Origin of the sequence: Echinicola shivajiensis (assembly GCF_018642165.1) — a bacterium.
In the GTDB taxonomy this organism is placed as follows: domain Bacteria; phylum Bacteroidota; class Bacteroidia; order Cytophagales; family Cyclobacteriaceae; genus Echinicola; species Echinicola shivajiensis.
Window position 1 is genome coordinate 773,906 of the sequence record NZ_JAHHZM010000001.1, and the last position, 26,039, is coordinate 799,944.

General features: G+C 39.9%; 11 protein-coding genes. All 11 read right to left on the reverse strand.

Annotated elements, in window-relative coordinates:
• Positions 1-142 precede the first annotated feature (142 nt).
• Positions 143-2,113, reverse strand: a complete 1,971-nt coding sequence (locus KMW37_RS22585) for an OmpA family protein (RefSeq protein WP_317195547.1) — start codon at positions 2,111-2,113, stop codon at positions 143-145.
• 12 nt (positions 2,114-2,125) lie between these two features.
• The gene (locus tag KMW37_RS03080; RefSeq protein WP_215223115.1) at positions 2,126-3,097 is read right to left on the reverse strand and encodes a PorP/SprF family type IX secretion system membrane protein; all 972 of its coding nucleotides are present in this window, start codon (positions 3,095-3,097) and stop codon (positions 2,126-2,128) included.
• A gap of 7 nt (positions 3,098-3,104) precedes the next feature.
• Positions 3,105-12,017: an Ig-like domain-containing protein gene (locus KMW37_RS03085; RefSeq protein ID WP_215223116.1), complete on the reverse strand. Its 8,913-nt coding sequence runs from the start codon at positions 12,015-12,017 to the stop codon at positions 3,105-3,107.
• A 688-nt stretch (positions 12,018-12,705) separates the two neighbouring features.
• Positions 12,706-14,340 carry a RagB/SusD family nutrient uptake outer membrane protein gene (locus tag KMW37_RS03090; protein WP_215223117.1) on the reverse strand — a complete coding sequence of 545 codons (1,635 nt, stop codon included), beginning with the start codon at positions 14,338-14,340 and terminating at the stop codon, positions 12,706-12,708.
• Between the two features lie 18 nt (positions 14,341-14,358).
• Positions 14,359-17,352: a SusC/RagA family TonB-linked outer membrane protein gene (locus tag KMW37_RS03095; RefSeq protein WP_317195548.1), complete on the reverse strand. Its 2,994-nt coding sequence runs from the start codon at positions 17,350-17,352 to the stop codon at positions 14,359-14,361.
• A 57-nt stretch (positions 17,353-17,409) separates the two neighbouring features.
• Positions 17,410-17,604 carry a hypothetical protein gene (locus KMW37_RS03100; RefSeq protein ID WP_215223118.1) on the reverse strand — a complete coding sequence of 65 codons (195 nt, stop codon included), beginning with the start codon at positions 17,602-17,604 and terminating at the stop codon, positions 17,410-17,412.
• A 100-nt stretch (positions 17,605-17,704) separates the two neighbouring features.
• Positions 17,705-18,748, reverse strand: coding sequence for a FecR family protein (locus KMW37_RS03105; RefSeq protein ID WP_215223119.1), 1,044 nt, complete (start codon positions 18,746-18,748; stop codon positions 17,705-17,707).
• 137 nt (positions 18,749-18,885) lie between these two features.
• Positions 18,886-19,545, reverse strand: coding sequence for an RNA polymerase sigma factor (locus KMW37_RS03110; RefSeq protein WP_215223120.1), 660 nt, complete (start codon positions 19,543-19,545; stop codon positions 18,886-18,888).
• A 215-nt stretch (positions 19,546-19,760) separates the two neighbouring features.
• Positions 19,761-21,068: a DUF3472 domain-containing protein gene (locus KMW37_RS03115; RefSeq protein WP_215223121.1), complete on the reverse strand. Its 1,308-nt coding sequence runs from the start codon at positions 21,066-21,068 to the stop codon at positions 19,761-19,763.
• 11 nt (positions 21,069-21,079) lie between these two features.
• Positions 21,080-24,193: a glycoside hydrolase family 2 TIM barrel-domain containing protein gene (locus tag KMW37_RS03120; protein ID WP_215223122.1), complete on the reverse strand. Its 3,114-nt coding sequence runs from the start codon at positions 24,191-24,193 to the stop codon at positions 21,080-21,082.
• 319 nt (positions 24,194-24,512) lie between these two features.
• Positions 24,513-25,964 carry an alpha-L-fucosidase gene (locus KMW37_RS03125; RefSeq protein ID WP_215223123.1) on the reverse strand — a complete coding sequence of 484 codons (1,452 nt, stop codon included), beginning with the start codon at positions 25,962-25,964 and terminating at the stop codon, positions 24,513-24,515.
• Positions 25,965-26,039: the final 75 nt, after the last annotated feature.

The following is a 26,039-nucleotide window of genomic DNA, read 5'->3' on the forward strand; positions in this document are numbered from 1 at the left end:
GGAAAGGCCTTACTAGAAAGAAAAAATAAAACAAAAAAAGCCAATGACACCCTAAGGGCATCATGGCTTTTTGAGAAAACACTACAATTAAACCTCTTCATTTTGACCAGAAAAAATCGGGAAATAGGTAACTGGTAAAATATCAATAATCTACTATAGTAAACTCAGTTCGACGGTTATACTGATGCTCCTCATCAGTACATTCAATCCCATCATCACATTTATTCAACAACCTAGATTCTCCATAGCCTTTTGCTTCTATCCTAACCCTGGAAACACCCTTTGAAATAATATAATCAACAGCTGATTGCGCCCTCTTTTCTGATAATATCTGATTATAAGAATCAGACCCTCGACTATCAGTATGTGAGTTAAGCTCGATTTTCATTGTCGGATTATCATCTAGAATTTTCACCAGTTTATCCAGTTCTAAGGCTGCATCTGATCTAATGTCCCATTTATCAAAATCATAGTAAATATTTTCTAGCTTAATGGTTTTTCCGATTTCGATTTTATCCAAATACAGGTTTTTTCGGATTATAGTATCCGCAAACAGCCTAAGACCTTTTGTGCTCAGATCCTTCAACTCAGCAGAAATATAATCCGTCTTTTTCCCTTCTATATCATAATCAGTTTCCTCTCCTAGTACAAAGTCATATTCTCCATCCTCATTCGTAACGAAATTGAAATTTGTACCAGTAGTTTTATCCATTAGTTCTACTACTGCATTTTCCAAAGGCTGCATAGTCACTTTATCCATCACCACACCTTTAAGAAATATCTTTGAATTAACTTCTAAAATAAATGCATAGATATCATCCAAACCATTCCCTCCAGGCCGGTCAGAGCTCAAAACTCCCCTATCTGGAATTTCACTGTTGAAATAAAAGGCAAAATCATCCCTACTGGAATTTATAGGAGCGCCCATATTTTGGGCCTTTCCCCAAGAATTGCCAGATTTCTCAGACTTGTATACATCGAGCCCCCCTAGCCCTCCTCTTCCATCTGAAGAAAAATAAAACTCTCCCTTTTCATTGATATAAGGAGTTCTTTCATTTCCAACAGAGTTGATATTTTCACCTAGATTCACAGGATTGGACCAGTTATTATCTCCAAGGTATTTGGTAAAATAAATATCCGAATTACCAGAACCATCAGGCTGCCCAGATGAAAAGTACAGTTTTTTACTTTTCTCATCCCAAAAAGGATCACTTACACCATATTCATAGGGACTATTGAAAGGTAAGCTCTTCAAATCTGTCCATTCTTCTTCCACTTTCTCCATATAGAAAATCTGTGGAAAAAGAGTAAAATCTTTTCTACTCCCACTAGGCCTGCCGGCATCTTTTCCAGGTTTCCCAGCCTTCACCCAAAAAATAAAATCCTCTGCTTCATAAATGGGACCACTGTGATGAGGGCTTTTGTATTTCTCTAAAGTTTCGACACTATCAGTCTCAAAATCATCCCAGTTACCCTTTGCCTCATATACTTGTAAGTATCCATTACCTGTCCAACCATAAATATCACTCCTTAGGGCATTATATTCATCCACTTTTGCATTAGTGGGCATACTATCAATTCTATCGCTAGCAAAAACCAGTTTATTACCTTCAATAATACCCGAAAAATCCGAATACTTGGAATTAATCTCTTTCAGGTTTTTTATTTGAACATCTTTGGGATCATTTAAAATTTCCTTAGCTTCATTGATTAAGCTCAATAATTTATTAGCCTCATCAATATCCACCCCCTCTTGGCCTGATCTTTTATATTCGTTTAGCTGTCTCTTTGCCTCATCAAATTTCGAATTTGAAATAAGCGTCTTAGCAAATTTCAATCGGTCTTCATAGCTAAGGTCATCTAGCCTGTCTAACTTTCCATACCAGGATTCTGCTAAATTAAAATCCCTCATTTGGTAATAGGAGTTAGCCAAACCTCTAGCTGTCTGCGGCAATTCTTCCTCATCCCATGCCATTGAATAATGCTCTACAGCTACAGCATAATTCATCATTTCATATTGTTGATTCCCTTTGACAAATTCCTTATTTCTAAGACCTGTACATGAATTCAACAACAACAACACAAAGAATAAGTTTACTATGTTTTTTTTCATCTTCTGCATCAATTAAAAGTATCTAGGAGAAACTAACTTGACTTTCTTTGGAGGGAATAGATACCCAACTGAAAAATCGTGAGTTGAAAATGTTTTGGCACTAAATCCAGAAATATTGTGATCATATGCATAACCAATTCTTAGCCTATCATTAACATAGAACTCAACCAATCCCACAACAGAGGCAGGCCTTTTTTGATCCATTTCCCTGAATTCCTCACCCTGAAAATTAACTGAAGTCCTATAGGAAGCCCCCAACCACAGCCTTTCTCCCAAAAGCACAAAGGCATTAACATCTAATCTTGAGGGACCAGCAAAATCATCCACATAAAGGATGGAAGGTTTTAAAGCTACATTGTAAGAAAGATCTATTAAGGTACCTGCTGTTAAATACAGATTGGTTCTAGGCTGAACCATCATTGCCCCATTATCAAAGTTAAATTGAGAGGAAAAGATATTGTCAGCTGATGCACCCAAAAAGAAGTATGGGTTATAATAAAATACCCCTGCTCTCAAATCAGGATATAACACTTGCTCATCACCCGTTGACACAGCTGGATCATTAGGATTTATTGGGTTAAGCATTGATCCATCCAGCTTAGAATTGACCAAACCTGCCCCCATTCCAAAGCTCATATACCCCTCATTGGACACCCTTAGATGGTAAGCAAAGTTTGCATATCCCCCCGTGGTTTTTTGTGCGCCCAATCTGTCTACAAGGATATGGCCACCCACACCGACATTGGTATCATTAATTAGCCCATCACCGGATATTGCAAAAGTTTCAGGACTACCTTGAACATCTGTCCATTGTTTTCTGTAATAACTCTGCAAATAAACCTGCTGTTTGTACCCTGCATAAGCAGGGTTCAAAAACAGCGGATTAAACATATACTGGCTAAAAACTGGAGCCTGCTGCGCTTGAAGATCAAAGCAACCAAAAATCAGCCCCATTGCGATCAAAATATATTTTATGCTTTTCATCGTCTCGTTATCTTATAATAGTTACATATCCCGTGAATTGCATCTCACTTCCAGAATCACTATCCCTTATTTTTAATTTATAGTAGTAAGTTCCTCCATTCAATGAGCCTCCATTCCAGTCATTATTATAGTTGCTTGATTTGAAGACTTCTCCCCCCCATCTATTCACAACAATCACCTCATTGTCAGGGTACAAGTCTGAAAGACCTTCTATCTCCCAAACATCATTCATTCCATCTCCATTTGGAGTAAAGACATTTGGAATATTAATAGCTATTTGATTATGTGATACTGTAGCCGTATTGTCCAAGTCATTCAGCTCTAGTTGGTCTGGCGTTTCAACAGTGGCTGAATTAGTAACAACACCTTTTTCTCTTGCCACCACTCGTAACTGAATGACGATTTCATCATTACCTGCTAACTCTGGGATGACAAAGGTTAAAGTACCATTTGAAGCATCGTAGGACTCTTGTATTGCGCTTGATGCATTAGATCCTATATAATCAACCTGAGATGGCATATAATCAGTTACCGTAACATTTCTGGCAGGTACATCTGTATTATTTGTGATTATCAATTGATAAGTAAATTCTTTATCAACCTCAATAATTGAATTAGAAACCACCTTGGACATGGTTAGATCAACATCGTCCGGCAAAATCGGTAACGGATCCGTTTCATCTTCATCAGGCTGAGAATTTTCAGCTTCTGCCTGAGCACTATTAACTACTCCTTCATTGACCTCCACGGCCATTACGCTCACTGTTAATGTCACGGATTCACCTGAAAGTATTTCTCCAATATTCCAAGTCACCACATTTTCATTGATCTGACCATTTCCATCTACTCCAAGGACCTGAAGAGAAGTTGGAACTTCATCTGTTACCTCAATATTAGTAGCTGTGACCGGTCCATTATTGCTTACAGAAATGGTGTAATCAAACATTTCACCCACAATCACAGAGCTAACATCAGCCATTTTTTCCACGTCCAGTTCAGCACATTCAGACACCATTACTGGAAGGCGTTCAATACTTTCACATCCAGTATTATCATCAATTTGTGCAGCATAATAAGTCATTCCAGGAATCAATACCTCAGATGGACTTAGTCTTGCTCCGCCCGATGCTGTACCATACCAAACAACATTATTTTCGTTTACATCTAGATCTGAAATAGTTGCATTTGGATTCTTACAGAAGGATTGAACTGGCATATCCGTAGTAGGAACTGACACGCTATTTACAGTCACCATCACTTCCTTAGCATCTCCTACATTATTCTCACATACTCCGTCTCCGCTTACCGTTACATAATAAGTGGTCGTTGTTGATGGCATGACATCCATATCGGATAGCACTGTCGTCAAACTCGCATCAGTATACCACATAAAGACCGCATTAGAAACCGTACTGCTGCTCGCAGTCAAGGTGAAAGTATCACCCTCGCAGATCGTGCCGTCAGTTGCGTCTATATCCGCTGCCGTCGCATTCCTGTTCACTGTTACAGTCACTTCCTTAGCATCGCCTGCATTGTTCTCACAAACACCGTCTCCGCTTACAGTCACATAATAAGTGGTCGTTGTCGATGGCATGACATCTGCATTGAGTATCTCCGTGGTCAATCCTGCATCAGCATACCATCTGAATACCGGATTACTTACCGTTGGACTGCTCGCTGTTAAGCTGAAGCTATCGCCCTCACATATCGTCCCGCCATCGGCTTCTATATCCGCGGTCGTTGCATTCCTGTTTACCGTTACTGTTACTGCGGCAGCATCGCCTGCATTGTTCTCACATACTCCGTCACCACTTACCGTTACATAATAAGTAGTCGTTGTTGATGGCATGACATCCATATCGGACAACACTGTTGTCAAGCTCGCATCAGTGTACCACGTAAAGACTGCATTGGATACTGTACTGCTACTTGCAATCAAGGTGAAAGTATCGCCTTCGCAGATCGTACCTCCAACGGCATCTATATCCAATGCTGTGGCATTCCTGTTGACGGTTACAGTCACTTCCTTGGCATCTCCTGCATTATTCTCACATACTCGGTCTCCGCTAACAGTAACATAATAAGTGGTCGTTGTTGATGGCATGACATCCATATCGGATAGCACTGTCGTCAAGCTCGCATCAGTATACCACGTAAAGACCGCATTAGAAACCGTACTGCTGCTTGCAGTCAAAGTGAAGCTACCGCCCTCGCAGATCGTGCCGCCAGCTGCGTCTATATCCGCTGCCGTAGCATTCCTGTTTACTGTCACAGTGATCATTGCCGCATCACCTGCCTTGTTTTCGCATACTCCATCTCCGCTGACAGTAACATAATAAGTGGCCGTGCTGCTTGGGCTTACATTTGGATCCAGAACTTCTGTGGTAAGATCCGAATCCGAATACCATCTGAATACCGGATTACTTACCGTTGGACTGCTCGCTGTTAAGCTGAAGCTATCACCCTCGCAGATCGTCCCGCCTGCTGAATCAATATCAGCTGACGTAGCATTCCTGTTAACGGTTACAGTCACTTCCTTGGCATCGCCTGCATTGTTCTCACATACACCGTCGCCGCTTACCGTTACATAATAAGTGGTCGTTGTTGATGGCATGACATCCAAATCTGATAGCACTGTCGTCAAACTCGCATCAGTGTACCACGTAAAGACTGCATTAGAAACCGTGCTGCTGCTCGCACTCAAAGTGAAGCTATCGCCTTCACAGATTGTCCCACCTGCTGCATCTATATCCAATGCTGTGGCATTCCTGTTGACGGTTACAGTCACTTCCTTGGCATCTCCTGCATTATTCTCACATACTCCGTCGCCGCTTACCGTTACATAATAAGTGGTCGTTGTTGATGGCATGACATCCATATCGGATAGCACTGTCATCAAGCTCGCATCAGTATACCACGTAAAGACCGCATTAGAAACCGTACTGCTGCTCGCACTCAAAGTGAAAGTTTCGCCCTCGCAGATCGTGCCGTCAGCGGAATCTATATCCGATGACGTAGCATTCCTGTTGACGGTTACAGTCACCATTCCTGCATCACCGGCCTTATTTTCACATACCCCATCTCCACTTACGGTTACATAATAAGTGGTCGTTGTCGATGGAGTGACATCTGCATTGAGTATCTCCGTGGTCAATCCTGCATCAGCATACCATCTGAATACCGCATTACTTACCGTTGGACTGCTCGCTGTTAAGCTGAAGCTATCACCCTCGCAGATCGTCCCGCCTGCTGAATCAATATCAGCTGACGTAGCATTCCTGTTAACGGTTACAGTCACTTCCTTGGCATCGCCTGCATTGTTCTCACATACTCCGTCACCACTTACCGTTACATAATAAGTAGTCGTTATTGATGGCATGACATCCATATCGGACAACACTGTTGTCAAGCCCGCATCAGTATACCACGTAAAGACTGCATTAGAAACCGTGCTGCTGCTCGCACTCAAAGTGAAGCTACCGCCTTCACAGATTGTCCCACCTGCTGCATCTATATCCAATGCTGTGGCATTCCTGTTGACGGTTACAGTCACTTCCTTGGCATCTCCTGCATTATTCTCACATACTCCGTCTCCGCTAACAGTAACATAATAAGTGGTCGTTGTTGATGGCATGACATCCATATCGGATAGCACTGTCGTCAAGCTCGCATCAGTATACCACGTAAAGACCGCATTAGAAACCGTACTGCTGCTCGCACTCAAAGTGAAGCTATCGCCCTCGCAGATCGTGCCGTCAGCTGAATCTATATCTGTTGCAGTTGCATTCCTGTTGACGGTTACAGTCACCATTCCTGCATCACCGGCCTTATTTTCACATACCCCATCCCCGCTAACGGTTACATAATAGGTAGTCGTTGTCGATGGAGTGACATCTGCATTGAGTATCTCCGTGGTCAATCCTGCATCAGCATACCATCTGAATACCGCATTACTTACCGTTGGACTGCTCGCTGTTAAGCTGAAGCTATCGCCCTCACATATCGTCCCGCCTGCTGAATCAATATCAGCTGACGTAGCATTCCTGTTGACGGTTACGGTGACTTCCTTGGCATCTCCTGCATTATTCTCACATACTCCATCGCCATAAACTGTCGCATAATAGGTCGTGGTTGTAGTTGGTGCTACATCAGTGTTGGTTATCTGAATTGTCAAAGCTGGATCTGCATACCAAGTAAAATTCGGATTAGACACTGTACTACTGCTCGCAGTCAAAGTAAAGCTATCGCCTTCACAGATTGTCCCACCTGCTGCATCTATATCCAACGCTGTGGCATTCCTGTTGACGGTTACAGTCACTTCCTTGGCATCTCCTGCATTATTCTCACATACTCCGTCTCCGCTTACCGTTACATAATAAGTGGTCGTTTTTGATGGCATGACATCCATATCGGATAGCACTGTCGTCAAGCTCGCATCAGTATACCACGTAAAGACCGCATTAGAAACCGTACTGCTGCTCGCACTCAAAGTGAAGCTATCGCCCTCGCAGATCGTACCGTCAGCTGAATCTATATCTGCTGCAGTTGCATTCCTATTTACTGTTACCGTTACTTCTTTAGCGTCACCAACATTATTCTCGCATACCCCGTCTCCGCTTACGGTCACATAATAGGTAGTTGTCGTCGATGGCGTCACGTCCAAACTTGGTAACACAGTGGTCAAGCCTGCATCTGTGTACCATGTAAACACCGGATTGGTCACCGTGCTGCTGCTTGCTGATAAGGTGAAGGTATCTCCCTCACATATCGTCCCGCCATCTGCTTCTATATCTGCTGCAGTCGCATTCCTGTTGACTGTTACTACAACCTCTTTAGCATTTCCTGGTTGATTTTCACATATTCCGTCACCGCTTACCGTTACATAATAGGTAGTAGTACTGCTTGGCATAACGTCAAGATCAACAAGCACATTACTTAATCCAGCATCTGTATACCATGTGAACACAGGATTTGTTACTGTTGAACTACTAGCAGTTAAACTAAATGTCTCACCCTCGCAGATTGTACCCCCAGCAGCATCAATATCTGCATCCGTAGCAAAATCATTAATTGTGATGGTAATTTGAGATCTATCAACACCTACGCAACCTCCTGCACCAGTCACCTCAACAAAATAGGTTGCATCTGCATTTACATTACTGATAGTGATAATATTATCAACAACAGTCACATCAGTAGTTACTTCAGTACCTCCTGTAGCAGCATCAAATATTTTATAAGTAAACCCACCAGCATAATTGGTGACTTCAAAAATGGCATCATTCCCTGGGCCACATAATTCTAAGTCAGCATCCAGTAATGTTGGAGCAGGCAAACTATTTGAAACCTGAACATTTATTTCTTTTCCTAAGACATTTTCACAAACATCATCTCCACTTACGGTCACATAATAATTTACATCAGCACCATCTGCCAATCCGGAAATTGTCAATTCACCAGAAGCTGAAACGTTAAAAGTAACTGCCCCTGCTACATCCCCATCATTGATAAGAGTGGATTTATTTTCATCTAAATACCAATTAAATATAGGGTTAGTTATACTAGTTGATGGTGCCAAAACAACTGGAATCCCAACACATTGAACTATTGGCCCCTCCAGATTAATATCATCATCAGTTGCGTTTCTATTTATCGTAAAGGTGACATCTGTAGGATCAGCAGTACAATATCCATCTGCCACTAATTGAACATAATAAGTATGATCTCCAGCGGCCAGACCTGACAATACCAGATTTGCCATTGTTTCACCGTCTATAACTTCAGGAGTACCACTGTTATCACTAAACCATTGGTAAGTCACACCAGCTGGTGCTCCTGCGATAAGACTAGCTTGAAGAGTAATAGGATCAACATCTTGACAGAAAGTATCATCAGAAGTCCCGTTTATCAATATTTCTTCCAATAATAGATCTGTGCTGCCTTTTACCCTGATTTCCAATGGTCTTCTATCAATACCATCCTCACAGCCAAACCTTACAATCTGAACATATACTGTCTGTGTGGTTTCAGGTGCCCATCCAGCAATATCTGTCGGCGTAATTTCATTACCACCAACAAGTGCATCATATAGTTTAATTTCATCACAGGCTAATGATGGAAGATCAATGATATCTCCAGGGCATATTTCTAGGTAATCAATATCATTGATATCGTCATATTCCTCTCCTGGAATTTCACTGATCGGGAACAATTCAATTTCATAAACCCATAATTCTTCCAAAGCACTAACCACCCCTCCTGAAAGAATTTTAATTCTGTCAAAAGGCACATCATTTATAAAGTTCAAAGATTGAGTAGTTCCTCCACCAAGTAATGTCAGCGTTAAAAAGTTAGAACCCGCATCTATAGGATCCCCAACAGCTTGGTTACCCAAATATCTTTGAATTTCATAACCTTGTAGGGCATTCAAATCCAATAATCCAGTACTTGAACCTACCTTGATTGCCACGGAATCACCAGCAATTACAGGTGCCGCAAAACTTACATCCAGTTTACTACTGATATTCGCACCTACGGAATTAAAAATTGCAGCATAGGTATTAAGATCTCCATCAACAGATAATTCTGGATCTTGAACAGAGGTTAATCCACTTGCTACATCCAAGCCATCAATGATTGACTCAAAACCCGTTAATATATCTATACTTCCAAATGTGCAACTTGAAAGAGTAGCACTAGTTTCATGATAGTAGGCGGCATAAACACGAACATTTTGCGCAGCATTTAGCAATGATGCCAATGAAATTTTCACTCCATTATATGCTACAGGAACACCGTTTACATCAGTTGGAATAAAAGTGTATTCAAACTCATTTATCCCATTTACTGCGGAAACCAATCCTCCATCAGCTAGTTGTCTTATCCCTAATAAGTCATCCCCATTTACAGGATCACCGTCTAAGGCTTGAACATATATACCACCTGAAACTCCAGCAGCGCCATATTCACGACCAAGTTTAATTGTAACTGGTGTTCCAGCTGGAACCATAGTGTTCCATCTGATAGTTTGAGAAGTTTCACCTGTCAGCCCTAACAAACTTGTACCTACTGTTTCAGACAATAATGAATAATCGGACAGGTCATTTCCAGCTGCAAGGGTAGGGTTGGTCACCGACCCTAATTGAATCCCCAATAAACTGCTGGTTGTAAAATCATCTGCACTAGTGGAATAAATCCTATTATATACTAGTGGACATGCATCTGGATCGAAAACATTGACTACTACATCTACATAATTAGTACAGGTATTTCCTGTTGCCGAAACCCTATACACATACCTGCCCCCGCTATTGAATACCCCAGCTGTATTAGGTAGCGTCAAAGGCGCTCCATCAAGACCTGACCAGCTTACCGACACAGGGTTATCATCTTCATCAACCGCACTTGCCGGAGGAAGGATAATTGACTCTCCAATAGCAACATTGTAAACAGCAGAGCCATTTAATGAGATCAAAGGATCAGGATTAATATCTATAGTTACCGGCACCCTAATGGATTCGATAGAACAACCTGGTCTTTCTGCAGCAGCGTAATATGTTACTTTAGAACCAATTTCACCAAGAGAGAAACTAGCCCCTGTGTGAACGAGATTACCTGCGGTAGGCGCATCATACCACTTGACTTGGTCACCAGTAGCCACATCAGCCAATAAGGTAACATCAGTTCCTGCGCATACCAATAAATTCTGTTCGTCATCAACTCCCTGAATGTCTGGTCTTCCAGGGGTTCTCACTACTTCATTAACCCTCAAGCTTTCTGAAGTACCCAGATTTATAAGCGTATTTACTTCAATAACAACTCTGTCAAAGGCCATTCCTGGTGAAAAAGAAAAAGTTACAGGATTTCCATCAGCCAGTAGCCCCAGAAGATCCGCTTGGGCAATACCCAACAAATTGGTTCCTAGGGTCTCCAAATCTTGTCTGGCCACCTCAGTAGTTCCATTGTAGGCGACCAGCTCAATATTTTCCAATAAGTCAACATCTAAAATTCCCGGAGCGCTGCTTAAGGTCAGCATAACCTCATCACTGGCCTGTCCCACACCGTCAAAATAAAAATATTGTTCTAAGATTCCTGCAATACTTAAGAGCCCAGGACTTAAAGAAGCATAAGTATTTTCATCACCATCAATGGCATTGTGGATATCTCCAACTACCTCGCCTCCTAAATTAAGTAGGTCTAAATTCAAACCACTGACATCATAGGATGTCCCTAGAGGGCTCCCGCAGATACTTGCTGAATTGTAATCAAAAACACTATAAACATCAGTATTAACCTCATCTCCTAATCCTAGTAAGGATAAAGATTGGTTTGAAATATTTATTCTATCATAATTTGCATTGGGGGTGATAGCTATATAATAATTTCCCTGAGCATCGGTAATCACTCTAGCCCTATCTATATTAAAGCCATCTTGAGAACTTCTAGAATACACATCAGTTGAACCATTTTTGGCAGTTACTATAATTTCTTGCTCACCTAAAGCAACTATACCAAGTACACTTCCTAGTAATTCGCCAAGATTCCCTCCTAATAACACATCAAGCAAATTCCCTTCTGCATCTACCCTTATATAGCTTGTGGTATTGGCAGTACGGGTAGTAGGATACTTTAACTCCAATTCTCCACCATAAGATCCTAATCCTAAAGCCAAGCCTGGACTCGCTAGTAAACGAGCAAAATTATCGTCGTCTACTGTAGCATTATCTGGATTCTCTACCGTTTCCTTGTCATAAGGAGGTAAGTCCAATAATCCATCGGGGACATTAGCGCTAACAAATGTGACTTCATCAGCCAAAGTCCTGGTCCCTTGACCAAAACTTATTAATGTCTGAAATAGAAGTAAGGCAGTTATAAACCATATTGGTCTAAACCGCCTTGATTTCGTAAAAATTAATTCCATAAATCAAGTACTTTAAATAATTGGTATAGAAATCCCTAAAGTTGTTTTGGTGATAAAAACCTTTATCAGAAAATATTAAATCTACCTTTTCGTTTTATGTCCAATAACAATAATTGAACTATATATATTTTAATTATAATTTTATAAACACAAAATAATTTTTACCCATCGTATTTTCACAAACAATTTCATTACGGCTAATCAAATATTAACACTCATAAAATAACGGATAAAACACATTTTCAATAACGAACAACCTCGTTTCAATCAAACTTTATCTCTTCTACAGATCAAAATTAACTACAAAAAAGACAATTATTGTTAAAAATAATTATATGCAATAAAAAAGCAGTATTTAGTCATAATTAAACCTATTTGTGTAATTATGACGCATAAGAAATAAAGGTTTTATTGGATCCCCCCTAGTTTTTTGGTCTTAAGACTAGAGTTATGATAAAGTTTAAAAAGTTCGCTGCTCAAACGTTTTTCAACGACTATTTTTAGAAACTACATAAGAATTACGAAATAGTCCCTGATTCAGGATTTATGAGAATACTAACAATTGGATTTTTTCAAAACAAGCCATTACCCCCATAAAATCACTCCCTAAACTAGAAAAAAATACTCTACATAAAAAAACAAGGCCACTCTTGCATCAAAAGTGGCCTTAAAATCAATAAATAATCTTTTATGGGTTCTGGGTCAAACCATCATGAACTAATAATTGTGCCTCAGGAATAAACTCAATTACAGCATTGTCATTGGGTGATACAGAAGTGATTGGGTTGCTACCCGCCAAATGTGTACCAGGATATGCTCTATCCATTGATCTATTATTTCTGAATACATCAATCTTTCTGTGTCCTTCAAAAGCAAGTTCCAATTGCCTCTCCTCCAATACCGCATCTAAAATTGTTTTACCATTTAGATTTGCTACTGTATACAGACCTGAGGATGGAATACCCGCTCTCTCTCTGATTAGATTTACATCCTGTAAGGCTAATTCTGAGTTGCCTAACTTAGCATTGGCCTCAGCTCTATTTAAGTACATTTCAGCCAATCTGGAAATCACTGGAGACCAAAGGTGAACTTGATCTTCCTGGCCTGAACATTTTAGGATATAATACTTTGGGAAACCATTTCTAAGATCTAGCTTTTTATCGATCAGCACTTTCTTGTTTCCTTCAGCAGTTTGGATGGAATAATTAAAACCTCCATGTCCATTGGAAACTTTATCAAGTGTTTTAGCTTGGCCACCTTCATCATAAACATAGTCATCACCTGATTTAGTAACCTCTTTCCATTTATATGAGTTGGCATTATCCACATATAGTGCCCAGGTAATATTTTCGTCTATTACCTTAGGTTGAATAAACTTATATCGTTGATCTTCTGGATATTCTCTTACCAACTCAAGATAAGACCTTGAAGCATACATTTCACCCCATCCAGTCCCTTGAATATTAGCATATAAAGACCCAACAGTATACCATCCATTTGAAGGATAATCTGCATCAGGGATAAATTTAATAGCAAAAATAGTTTCCGAATTGGTCTCAGGTGCCAATTTGGTATAATCTCCCAATTTTTCTGTTGACAACAAACTAAATTTTCCAGACTCAATTACCATATCTGCATACTCTATGGCCTTGTCGTTTTCTTCCATATAAAGATAAACCCTTGACAATAATGCCCAAACAGCCTCCTTTGTCGCATAGGCATTGGACTTATCTTCTGTAAACAAGGAAGCGGCCTTTAATAAATCGGCCTCCACTTGATCATAGACCTCACCAACTGTGGACCTTGTAGGGTGGTTCAAATGATCACCATCCAACTTCAAAGGCACACCTTCATTTTCTCTTCCTTGAACATATGGTCTTCCCAAAATATTCACCAACTGAAAATGCATTAATGCTCGGATATAGTAATTTTCAGCCAATAATTGGTCATTGGCATCTGAACTCCCTTCTTGCAAAGCCTCAATAGTTTTATTGGCACCTACAATAATCTGGTAAGAACTTCTCCAAAAACCACCCACACGAGAACCATTAGGAATTCTCTGATAGTTATAAGTAAAAAACAACGGATCAGTAGTAGTACCACTTAATGCTACATTATCTGAAGGGTACTCGAACAACCTATGCCAATTATTACTCCAATCCTTCATCCTACTATAAGTACCCAAAGTGACTGATTGGGCACTGGATTCTGAATTTTTCAAATCATCCGCAGTGATGGAATCATAAGGGCTCCTGTCAATATTACATGCACTGAGGATCAATGCAACTAACCCAACCCAATATTTATTTTTTATATATTTCATTGTTTTTCGCTTTTGAGGTTAGAAAGTAAGATTTACACCAAAAGATATCCTTCTTGGAATTGGATAAGGAGAAGAGTTATCTCCATTTACAGCTGCCTCAGGATCCAAACCAGAATAATCTGTAATAGTGAACAAATTATCAGCGGAGATATAGGCACTCAAACCATTAATCTTCCATGCCTCTGTAATTTGAGCTGGTATGGTGTAACCCAAGGTTATGTTTCTCATTCTCATGAAACTGGCATCTTCCAAATACCTTGATGAAGGTTTATGGGCATTGTTATTTCCCGCAAACACTGGTTGGGGATGGGTTGCATTCGGATTATCAGGAGACCATCTTGACCATCCATCCTGCAATTTCATGAAATTATATGTTGGATAAGCCCCATCACTGTCAAATAGCTCTCTAGCACTGTGGTAAACCATTGCACCTTTTGAATAAGCCATAGTAGCGTTGAGATAGAAGTTCTTGAATTCCATATAAGAACTTAAACCTCCAAAGAAATCAGGTGTACTGGTTCCCACTTTCTGAAGTGAAGCAGCAGAGTAGCTACCCGTAATACTTACCTCGCCAGTATTTGGGTCAACAGTCTCCCAAAGCGGTGTTCCATCTTCAGGATTCACACCAGCCCATTTTCTCATATACCAGGTATCAATATTTTCGCCTTCTTCTATAATAGTCTGCCCTGAAACTTGACTTCTTCCTTCATACAGCTCAGTAATTTCATTGACATTTTTACCAATGTTGAAATCCAATCTCCAGTCGAAACCAGAAGCTGTATTCAATACATTAGCACCTAAGGTAAATTCAACACCGCTATTTCTTACACCACCGATATTATCATAATACCCATCATAACCAGAGATATTAGGCAATGGCACAAAGTGCAATAGTCCGCTGGTGCTTTTGTTGTAAACTTCTAGCACACCATCAAGTCTTTCCCAAAGTCCAAACTCAATACCGATATTGCTATCGTAAGTTTTTTCCCATGTCAGGTTTTGGTTGCCAAGAGTCGTTGGCACAGCAGCAGGGTCTCCATTATATTGTGCATCCAATGAGTAAAGCTCATATTGTGGATACAATGAAGACGGGGTATTACCCACTCCACCATAGGCTGCCTTTAATCTTAAATAGGTAAATGCATTGCTTTTAAAGAAGTCTTCGCGATGTATATTCCAAGAACCACTGATTGCAAAGAAATTACCGTATTTATTATTCTCTCCAAATCTGGAAGCTCCATCTCTTCTAAATGAAACCTGGGCATTGTATTTACTTTTGTACCCATAATTGGCATTCAATAGGTAGGACTGGAAGGCGTAATCATTTTTAGTGCCACCGATAGAAGTAGGCTCTGAAGTACTGCTGATTATTTGAGCACCTGGAACTATACCTTTACCAGTTGCACTTAGATCATTATAACCGTAATCACTGTATTCATAAGCCACCAAAGCATTGATAAAGTGATCACCTACATTTTTCGTGTAAGACAACATTTGATTGGTAAATCTTGTAATTCTCTTTGCCATGCTGTTGGAGATCCTACCATTATCAGCCAAACCACCATTTGACCGTGGGTCTGTATATCCGAAACTTTCGGAATTATAATAGGTAATATTATTGGTAGAAATGAAAGACAGGTTATCCGTGATATCGTACTGGAAATCCAAATTCGTCAAAATATTGAAAGTAGCACTTTCTCCATAATTCCACTGAAGGTCATACAGGTAGTTTCTATTGTCCCTTCCGTACCAAGTAGTATTACCATCCTGAGGATTTACAATATTTCCTTCTTCATCATAGGGATTGTCCCAAGGCAAGTTTCTATACATGTCGTAGATACTATGTTGCCTACTATCAGTAGTTGTATAAGTCGCCGCCAATTTAGGTTTGAAAACGAATTTTTCAGACACATCATAATCGACATTGAATCTACCAGAAAGCCTTTCATAGGTGTAGCCCTTTACCGATCCTTCTTCTTTGAAATAGTTTCCAGTAGCATAAATCCTTGCCTTACCGGAAGTACCTGTATAAGAAATATTATAATCCTGTACGGTTCCTGCTTGAGTTCCTAAATCCAACCAATCGGTATCAGTATTCAATAGGTCTTCCGTATAGTAATCAGGTACAGAGCTTTGATTTGGGAACTGTCCCCAAAGATCATACATGTCCTGAGAATTGGAAATCTTAAATCCTCCGGTATTGAAAGTCGACACCCCTGTTTTAGCACTGATATTAATACTACTTACATCAGCACCTTTTGCAGATTTTGTGGTAACAACCACTACTCCATTGGCACCTCTTGATCCGTACAATGCAGCGGATGCGGCATCTTTCAAAACGGAAATACTTGCTACATCTGCTGGGTTCAGGTTTGGAGTTCCATGCCAGATTACTCCATCCACCACCCAAATCGGATCAACAGAAGAACGAATGGAGTTCTTACCTCTTATCCTAATAGTAGGAAGAGATCCAGGAGTTCCTGAAGAGGCAACGATATTTACCCCGGCCATTTTTCCTTGGAGCATATTACTTACATTTGGAGAAGTGACATCCTTCAACTTATCACCATCCACCACTGCAATAGAACCGGTCAGGTTTTCTCTCTTTTGGCTGGTATAACCAGTTACAACTACTTCTTCCAATCCTTGAGCGTCCTCTTCAAGAACAATTTCAAGTTGGCTTAAACCGTTTACTGGAACTTCTTGGCTTTTAAATCCAATAAAAGACACCTGGAGAACGGCATCTTCAGCAATTCCTTTTAGTGTAAAGGTCCCATCAAAATCAGTTACTGTACCAGTGGTTGTGCCTTTCACTAAAATACTTACACCAAGTAATGGCTCACCGCTAGCATCAAGTACTGTCCCTGTTATATCCTTCAAAACTACCTGGGATACTTCAGCATATTGCGGAGCCATTACATGAACAGTTTTGTTGACTTGCTTGAATCTAAAGCCATAGTCACTGCCCAATTTTTGAAGCACCTTTTCAAGGCTCTCCTTTTTAGCCGCCACGGTAATTCTTTTAGACTCAATCAGGTCATTATAGGTAAAATGAAAACCAGTTTTTCTCTATATCTCTTCTACCACATTCTTAAATGGCTCATTCACAAATTCAACAGACAAAATCATTTTGTCTAGATCATTTTGCCAAAGCGAAGTACTATTATCCGCATACTCTTCTGCTTGCAAAGGAGACATTACTACCAATAAGGACAAAGTCCAAACAGCAGCAACTCCCAAATTTTTGAGTACATTTTTCATCATAGTTTTTTAAAATTTTTAGTTGCTAAACAGTAAGTAGTCCGGCCTTTCATCTGCCAGACCATTTGGGTCATTTTAGGTTTTAATCTCATAGGGTTTATATTTAGAAAATGGTCACTTTTTTATTTTCAATTTTATATTCAAAGCTCTCGGAATAAGACAGCCCTTTCAACACATTATCCAACATCTCATTTTCATACCTTCCGTTTATACCGCCCTTAAATATGACATTATCTTTCACGGTGATTTCGACATCATACCATTCTTCCAGAATCTCAAAGACCTCCTTATGATCTGTGTTGTCAAATTTTATGATTCCATCTTTCCAGCCTGTCATCACCTCAGGATCAAAATCACCTTTAACCAGTTCCTTGGCATCTTTGCAGTAACTCACCATCTCAAGAGGCCTCAGCTGCTCTGTCATACCACTTGCAGTAATCACCTTTACTTTTCCTGTCAGAAGGGACACCTTTTGTTCTTTATTTTCCGGCTTACTATTCACATCAAAAGAAGTCCCCAACACCTTGATTTTCAAATCACCTGATGTGACCACAAATGGCAGTTTTTCATTATGCTCCACATCAAAAAAGGCCTGGCCGATAAGCTTCACCTCTCTTATGCTGTCAGAAAATTGCGCGGGAAATGATATTGAACTGTTGGAATTAAGTTTCACCAAAGAGCCATCAGGAAGATGGAAAGACATTTTGGTACCAGCCTTACTGGTTTTGGTCAGCCATTCAACCTTTTTCTCATTTACATCAGAAGTAGTTCCTGGTTGCAAATCCAGGGTCAACAAACCCAAAAACAAAGTCACCAACACAAGCACCGCAGCAACTCTATTGGAAATCAAAAAATCTAAAAACTTTTGAGTTCCTGATCTCTTTTCGATCAAACCCTCTTTAGACCTGTTATGATGCTTGATAACCCTATCTAGAATCATTTCACTATCATCAGACTCCATTTCAAAAGTTCTCAGTGTCAAAGTCTGGATGCTTTCCTTTGCCCGTCTCATCATACTGGCCTTCTCTGGGTTTTCCTTTACCCAACTGGACCAATAACGATCCGACTCACTGTCAGGCGCCATCATCCACTGAACAAAATGCTCATTAAGTAAAAAGTCTTTTTCCGTCTTAGGATCAAATTGCATATGAAAATGTATTCTTTATTACGTTTCTATTAATAAAGAGACATACACAAATCAAAAGACCACTATTTGAAATATTATTTTTTACAAATTATTTCAAATAAATACACTAAAACCTACGTTATTGTTTCTTTAAGGATTCATGAAAGAAAGATAAAAGAGAAAATCAAGGACAAGAGGCTTCGCTTGAAGGGGCTCAGCTTATCTGAAAGCTTATTAAGCACTCTATAGAGCATCGTCCTCACCGTTTTGGCATTAGCTAGATCAAGCATTTCAGCTATTTCTATATAGCTGAGGTTTTCAAAAAATCTGAGGTTTAAAATTTCTCTTTGTCTAGCGGTTAACTCATTACAAGCTTCCTTTACCATTTGTTTTTGCTTATGGTTCAAAAGCGCATCCATGGCAAAATGATCTTCATCTACTAAAAAATAAAAAGCCTCTCCATCTTCTTCCTCCTCAACATACTTTCTTTCCCTTTTTAGGGACCTAAGGAGGATTCTTCGGAAACTTGAGTACAAATAAAACTTAACAGACTGAGCTACTCCAAGCTGATCTTTGTGATCAACCAACTTAAAAAACACATCCTGAATGGCATCTTTTATCAAGGCTTCATTGGATGTAAACTGTCTTCCATAAGTAAACAACTTATTGGAATAGGCCCGATAAATCTTAGACAGTGCGGCATTACTTCCCTTCAAAAAAGCAATCCATAATTCAGTTTCAGAATGCTCCTGAATACTTGGAATTTCTTTCTTTGACTGGGATTGTCTTTCCTCGTAAAGTCTATTCAATGCCGGCATTAAACTTTTGTTTAATTACTTAACTTTATATTAATGCCTCTAAAAGTAAAAAAATAATTTTTCGAATCAATTTCTTTATCCAATAAAATACTCAAAACCTTGACATTCAATCGATATTATCTTACAATTCCCTTCATTCCAAATAATATTTCACAAAAAACAAAGCCCCTGCCAGAAGGAAGGGGCTTTAATAAACTTGTTATATTAGACTATCGCTAATCCAAACTTGAAAAATCAATTTCAGGCTGGTCCCCAGTTGCCTTTCTATCATGCATGCTGTTCAAATCCACCTTCTCATTGAAAAAACCTCCATTTCTCATAAAGAAAACGCCATTTTCCTCTCCTCCTGCATAATCCTGTCTATATCCTCTTCTTGCGATATCATCACCAGTAAATTTAGCTTCTGTAAGCTCTACCCAATTTCCTTCGGTATCCATCGCCCATTGGTTGGCATAAAGCCCTTTTCTGCCTATATAGCCATTGCTATCTCTGAAATTTTCCAGGAATGAATGCGGACGCTTATACCAAGTATCCGTCTTAGGCCTTAAGAAACTGGCTATCAATTTCCATTCTCCCACCTCAGGAGCAAAGAAATAAGCCGTATAGATGGTATTTCCTTTTCCATCAGGCTCCACGGAATTTAAGAATTTATAGGTATTTCCAGTAATCCATTTGTATCTCATGAAACTCTGACCACCGGAACCTTCATTTCCAAACTCGCCAGTATTAACACCCTCTCCCTTTTTCAATAGCTTGATTTGCTGATCTTCAGGGATCTCATCTGGATTATTGGTATGAAAAGGACTCCAAACTGAAAACAAGACCCTTCTTTCATCATCTGAATTGGCCTGAATACCAAAATAACCTTCCCCAAATCCATTGGCCATATAATAGGAACCATTCGGATCTTCTCCTTCTGGGATTGTCACCTCATTATAAAACCATTTGAATTCTTTTTCCTTTGGCAAAGTATAGGACAAGTGAACAGAAGGACCTCTTCTACCCCAGTAAAAGCGGTTACTTTCATTATCCTTGACATAGGTTACCTCTAAATCATTTTTAGTTCTTACAATAAGGGATTTTAGTGAAGGAAAAGTAGCACCAGTTTTTGAAAGCCCTTGAACATCCACTTGGGTATAACCCGCTGGAAGGTCAAATAACCCAACACTTACTGTATCTTCGGTTCCAGCCTCTAAAGCAATTGTTTCAGCAGTTTCTCCAACAGTCACTTGTAATTCACTAGAAGATTCTCTGCTATCCAAAACCAATTGCAACAAGGCCTTTTCAGCTTGGGGCAATTTGAAATAAGTACTGAGCACAGTCTCTTTATTGGACCAGTCCTCAACAGCTCCACTTCTTCTACTGATTTTGGCACCCTCATGACCTGATGTCACATAGGTGTTCCCTCCCACTGGGATAGACACTTCTGATAAATATTCCTTCTCTATATCTTCCAAGGAAACATTATTGCAGGCCATTAGGCCTACAATAAATGATATAGTTAAAAAACTTTTATATCTCATAGCTCTTCAGTTTATTTTTGGATTGGTTCGATGATATAGCTATAGGCATAATCTTGGAACAATACCCTGTACTCTTCCAGCGCAATAGATCCCCAACTGTTGATACCGGCCACTCCCATTTGGATATGATCCACATGCAGATAGGTAAATCCGCTTTGCTCTAGCTCTCCAGAATGGATATTTTTCTTTTCTTTACCAGGATATAACTGATCAATGCTATAAGGCAATGCACTCACATTTAACAAGTCTCCAATAGCAGAGATTTTAACCCCTTGCTTTCCTGGCTTGGTCACTTTAGCCCACCTTACATCAGTTTTGTTTCCTGACTCTTGCGGACGTACATAAGGGTGATACTGCTCCAGAACACTTCCTTCATAAAGACCTACTTGCGAACTGTATTTCCTATCTTCATAACTCTCCCAAGGACCTCTACCATACCAAGCAAAATGATCCAATTCACCTGGAAGTTTCAAATCAGTCCCTAGCTTCAACAATAACTCATGATCACCTTTGATAGCCTTGAAGTCATTATCGACCTTGATTTTCCCATCATTGTCAAAGCTGTACAATTGAGTAAAAGAAGCATCACCGTTCAAGACATCATAAACAACAGTTACTTGATACGTCGCTTCCACAGCTTTATGCTCAATGCTCTTCAATTTAGCAATATCTCCATTGAGGTAATCATAGTTTTTACTTCTTCCTCCACCAAAGTCATTATCCACCAAAGGACGGAAAAGAGATAGACTTGGACCATCCACAATAAGTGCCTTCTTTTTGAAAGTATAGTCATGGAACTGTCCAGTAGTCTTATCAAATACAACAGAGAAATTTTTATTATTGATAGTAAGGTTATTACCATCCTCATTCACTTCTACTTCAGCTGCCACTGGCTCAAAAGTCGCCAAAACTGGAGCTGTCAATGCAAACTCCTCTTCAGCCAATAAAGTACCAGGAGTCATTCTTCCTTCTTCTTCAATGATCTTACCTTCGATCTGTAACCTGTATTCCGCAGATTCATCAGTCTCTATCTCAAATGGCAGATCAACAGTCATGGTCTGTCTTGGAGCCAAAGCAAATGAACCTACTTTCTCACGCTTAAGCTCTTCTCCATTTTCCAATAGAATCGCCTCAAATTCATAGTTGGCAATGTCTCTGAAGAAGTATTCATTGAAAATCTCCAACTTGCCTGCTTTAGTCAACTTAAACGAGACTTCTTGATGTACTCTTCTAACTTCATATGCGTGTGGATTCCATCTTCTATCCGGCATAATTACACCATTGATCAAGAAGTTATCATCACTTGGAGTTCCTTCTGGTCCCCAGTCTCCACCATAGCCAAATACAGTCTTACCATCTTTCTCAAGGTAAATCCCTTGGTCAACCCAGTCCCAGATATAACCACCTTGCAAACTTGGATACTTTTTGATCACCTCCCAGTACTCTTTGAAGTTACCCAAGCTGTTACCCATAGCATGGGCATACTCACTCATGATATAGGGTCTTGGAGGATTACTTTGCGCATATCTCTCCATGGATTTTGGATGTGGATACTGTGGTACAATGATATCTGTATTCCACTCGTAAGTAGATCTTTCATACTGAACTGGACGGGAAGGATCATAAGCTTTGATCCATTCGTATGCTTTATAAAAATTATAGCCATTACCAGCTTCATTACCCATACTCCAAGCGACTACAGAAGGATGGTTTTTATCTCTGAAAACCATCCTCTTGATTCTCAAAAGATGCGCATATTCCCATTCAGGAGCATTACCCAAAGACTTTTCCGCACTGTAATACATACCATGTGACTCTATATTGGCTTCATCGATGACATAGAAACCATATTTATCGCATAGCTCATACCAATAAGGATCATTAGGATAGTGGGAAAGTCTCACTGCATTCATGTTCAACTCCTTCATGATGCGAACGTCAGTCTCCATCTGCTCGCGAGTAATCACATGGTGAGTTTCAGGATGTGACTCGTGACGGTTCACTCCTTTGAACAATACTGGCTGACCATTAACCAAGAACTGGTTACCTACAATTTCATAAGTTCTAAAACCAACATTTTGACGGATCACCTCAACGGCTTTACCAGCTTCATCAGCCAATACCAATTCCAGTTCGTACAAAGTTGGGATTTCTGCAGACCAAGCATCCACATTGCTAATCTCTGTAGCAAAATTCAAAACAGTTTTTCCTAGCTTTCTCTTAAGCCCAGTGGTTTTTTGAGACTTTTCAAAAATCAAGTTACCATGCTGGTCAAATAATTTAGCAGTAACCGTGTGCTCACCTTGAGGCTCATTGGTACGATTCCAAAGATCCACAGTGACATTCAATTTCCCGTCTCTGTAGTTATTAGTCAATGGGCTTTTCACAAACAAGTCATAAAAATGAACCTTTGGTCTGCTGTATAAATAAACATCTCTTTCTATACCGGAAATTCTCCAGAAATCCTGTGCTTCCAAATAAGACCCATCATGCCATCTTCTCACCTCAATTGCAATGAGGTTTTCGCCAGCCTTCACATAATCGGTAAGTTCAAATTCGGATTCCAGCTTGCTATCCTCTCCTAGGCCAACATACTCTCCGTTCACATAGAGTCTAAAAGCTGATTTTACCGCTCCTAGGTGAATGAATACTTGCTCGTTTTCCCAGCTCTCTGGAAGGGTAATTGTTCTTCGATAAACACCAGCAGGATTATCTTTATTTTCTATATATGGAGGATTGGGGTTGTCCACTGCAAATTCGAATGGGTGGTTCACATATATTGGTGTTCCGTAACCATTAAATTCCCAGTTGGCAGGCACTTTAAAATCATCCCAACCATTATCATCAAAATCTACCGCTTCAAAATCTTGCGGAAGCTTTTCATAATGATCAGTCCATAAAAACTTCCATGTTCCATTTAGATCAAAAAACCTTTTGGAAGCAGTTTTATCATTTCCTTGGGCCAATTTTTCATTTTCAAACGGAAAATAAGAGGACCTCATCGGCAACCTGTTTTCCTCCTGAACATTGGGGTTTTCAAATATAGGGTCAGCTTTCTTTTCTTGTGCAAAACCAGTATGCACCAGTGCCATTACGCACAAAGCTGTGGTAACTAAGGACTTCATGAAGTACAAAATTTAAATTAGTGATTGAAATTAGGTTGTTGATGTTTCAAACCCTGACTTTTATCAAATTAATTCTTTCAGAATATTTCATTTGAAACATGATTATTCACAAAAAAAAGAAATAAAAAGAATTTATTATACCTTAATCGGAAATTAATTAACAACAAAAAAACACAAACTCATGGCATTACCATACATCCCTACATATCTCCGTTTGTAGAACGTGTTGCGGTTCTCATTCTTTGATAATCTCCGCATAAACTAAAAAAAGCAGGAGTCTCCTCCTGCTTCAGATCATTTATCATAAAATTACAAGACTTTATGTCTTCGCCTTTTGGTAAACATTTTCATTTCCTCCATCTCCCGAACTTGGCTCGATCACAATAACCATTGGAGATTGTGATTTATGATCAGGGGTATAATGAATAAAATACTCATTTTTATGAATCTCTTCTGGAGTATACTCCTCACCATTCTTTAGCGAATACACTTTCTCTAACTTTATTTTATCTGGTGTTTTAACCCGAAGAGCTCCATTCAGGGGCATATTGAACACAACCATATAGATCTTCCCAGTCTTGCGGTCTTGGGTATAATATCCCCAGTCCTGTTTTTCCCAATCCAGATAGCCACAGTCATAGATTGCTTCATGATTGACATCCATCCAGTCTCCAATCTCGGTAGCCAATTGGGTCTCTTCTTTTCTGATTCCTCCTTCACCATTTGGACCAAAATTCATGACAAAATTCCCATTTAAAGAGACCGATCTTACCAACATTTCTATCAGCTCAAAACTGGTCTTTACGTGGCCTCTCCAATCGGAGTGATAGCCCCATTGGTTTTCCGGAACCGTCATTACGCAGTCCCAATCATTGCCTTTGACATCTTCTATGGTCTTTGGCAACTTTCTCTCCCAACCTTGCTCATAATCTCCCATTAGATCTCCATTGCTATCAAAATGACGGTTACCATAATCGTCGGGCCTGAACCTACTTCCTATAATCAAGCCTGGAAGCATTTCTCTTAGTTCTGTTTCTAACTCATCAGCAAAGGCGGCCTGCTCTTTCCAAGCAGCATCCCAAGTCCCATCGAACCAAAGGCCCTTTGTACTCGGATACCTTTCCAGCAATTCAACCAATTGGTTTTTGGTAAACTCTTTGAACTCCTCATATTCCTCACGATCCTTTTCAGTCTTCAAGGTGGACCGATAACCTGGATGGTTCCAATCGATCACTGAGAAATACAGGTATACATCAATGCCCTCTGCATCATAAGCCTCCACCAATGGACCAATGATATCCTCCTTGTAAGGAGAGTTACTTACATCATAGTCAGTAAATTCACTGGGCCACAGACAAAAGCCATCATGATGCTTGGTGGTGATGATCATGTATTTGGCGCCCATATCTTTCGCTTGTTTGGCCCAATCTTTGGCATCAAATTCTTTTGGATCAAACTGTTTGTACAGATTATCATAAGCATCCTTAGGCATTTCCTTCCATGAACGGATCCACTCCGCTGCTCCCCCATAATATTTTCCGTCCCAGTGTCCTCCGGCAATTGCATAAACACCCCAATGAATGAACTGGCCCAAACCATAATTTCTCCAGGTTTCCATCATTGGATCAGTCCTTTTGCCCAAATCATGTGCCCCATGCCTCAAAGCAATGGAGGTCCTTGGCGTATTCTTTGGGGTTTGGGCCATGGCCAGCTTAACATTCCCTCCTGCAATCATTACCGATAATGCGGCTCCGCATATCAATTTTTTCATCTTATTTAAATAAAGTTATATTGGTTAAAATAATTTATATCCCCGTCAAAAAGGCCTTGTGACCCTTTGGGCATA

Bases quoted from the DNA above. Each gene is read 5' to 3' on its own strand.
- KMW37_RS22585 (WP_317195547.1), bottom strand. From the start codon at position 2,113: ATGAAAAAAAACATAGTAAACTTATTCTTTGTGTTGTTGTTGTTGAAT.
- KMW37_RS03080 (WP_215223115.1), bottom strand. From the start codon at position 3,097: ATGAAAAGCATAAAATATATTTTGATCGCAATGGGGCTGATTTTTGGT.
- KMW37_RS03085 (WP_215223116.1), bottom strand. From the start codon at position 12,017: ATGGAATTAATTTTTACGAAATCAAGGCGGTTTAGACCAATATGGTTT.
- KMW37_RS03090 (WP_215223117.1), bottom strand. From the start codon at position 14,340: ATGAAATATATAAAAAATAAATATTGGGTTGGGTTAGTTGCATTGATC.
- KMW37_RS03100 (WP_215223118.1), bottom strand. From the start codon at position 17,604: ATGATGAAAAATGTACTCAAAAATTTGGGAGTTGCTGCTGTTTGGACT.
- KMW37_RS03105 (WP_215223119.1), bottom strand. From the start codon at position 18,748: ATGCAATTTGATCCTAAGACGGAAAAAGACTTTTTACTTAATGAGCAT.
- KMW37_RS03110 (WP_215223120.1), bottom strand. From the start codon at position 19,545: ATGCCGGCATTGAATAGACTTTACGAGGAAAGACAATCCCAGTCAAAG.
- KMW37_RS03115 (WP_215223121.1), bottom strand. From the start codon at position 21,068: ATGAGATATAAAAGTTTTTTAACTATATCATTTATTGTAGGCCTAATG.
- KMW37_RS03120 (WP_215223122.1), bottom strand. From the start codon at position 24,193: ATGAAGTCCTTAGTTACCACAGCTTTGTGCGTAATGGCACTGGTGCAT.
- KMW37_RS03125 (WP_215223123.1), bottom strand. From the start codon at position 25,964: ATGAAAAAATTGATATGCGGAGCCGCATTATCGGTAATGATTGCAGGA.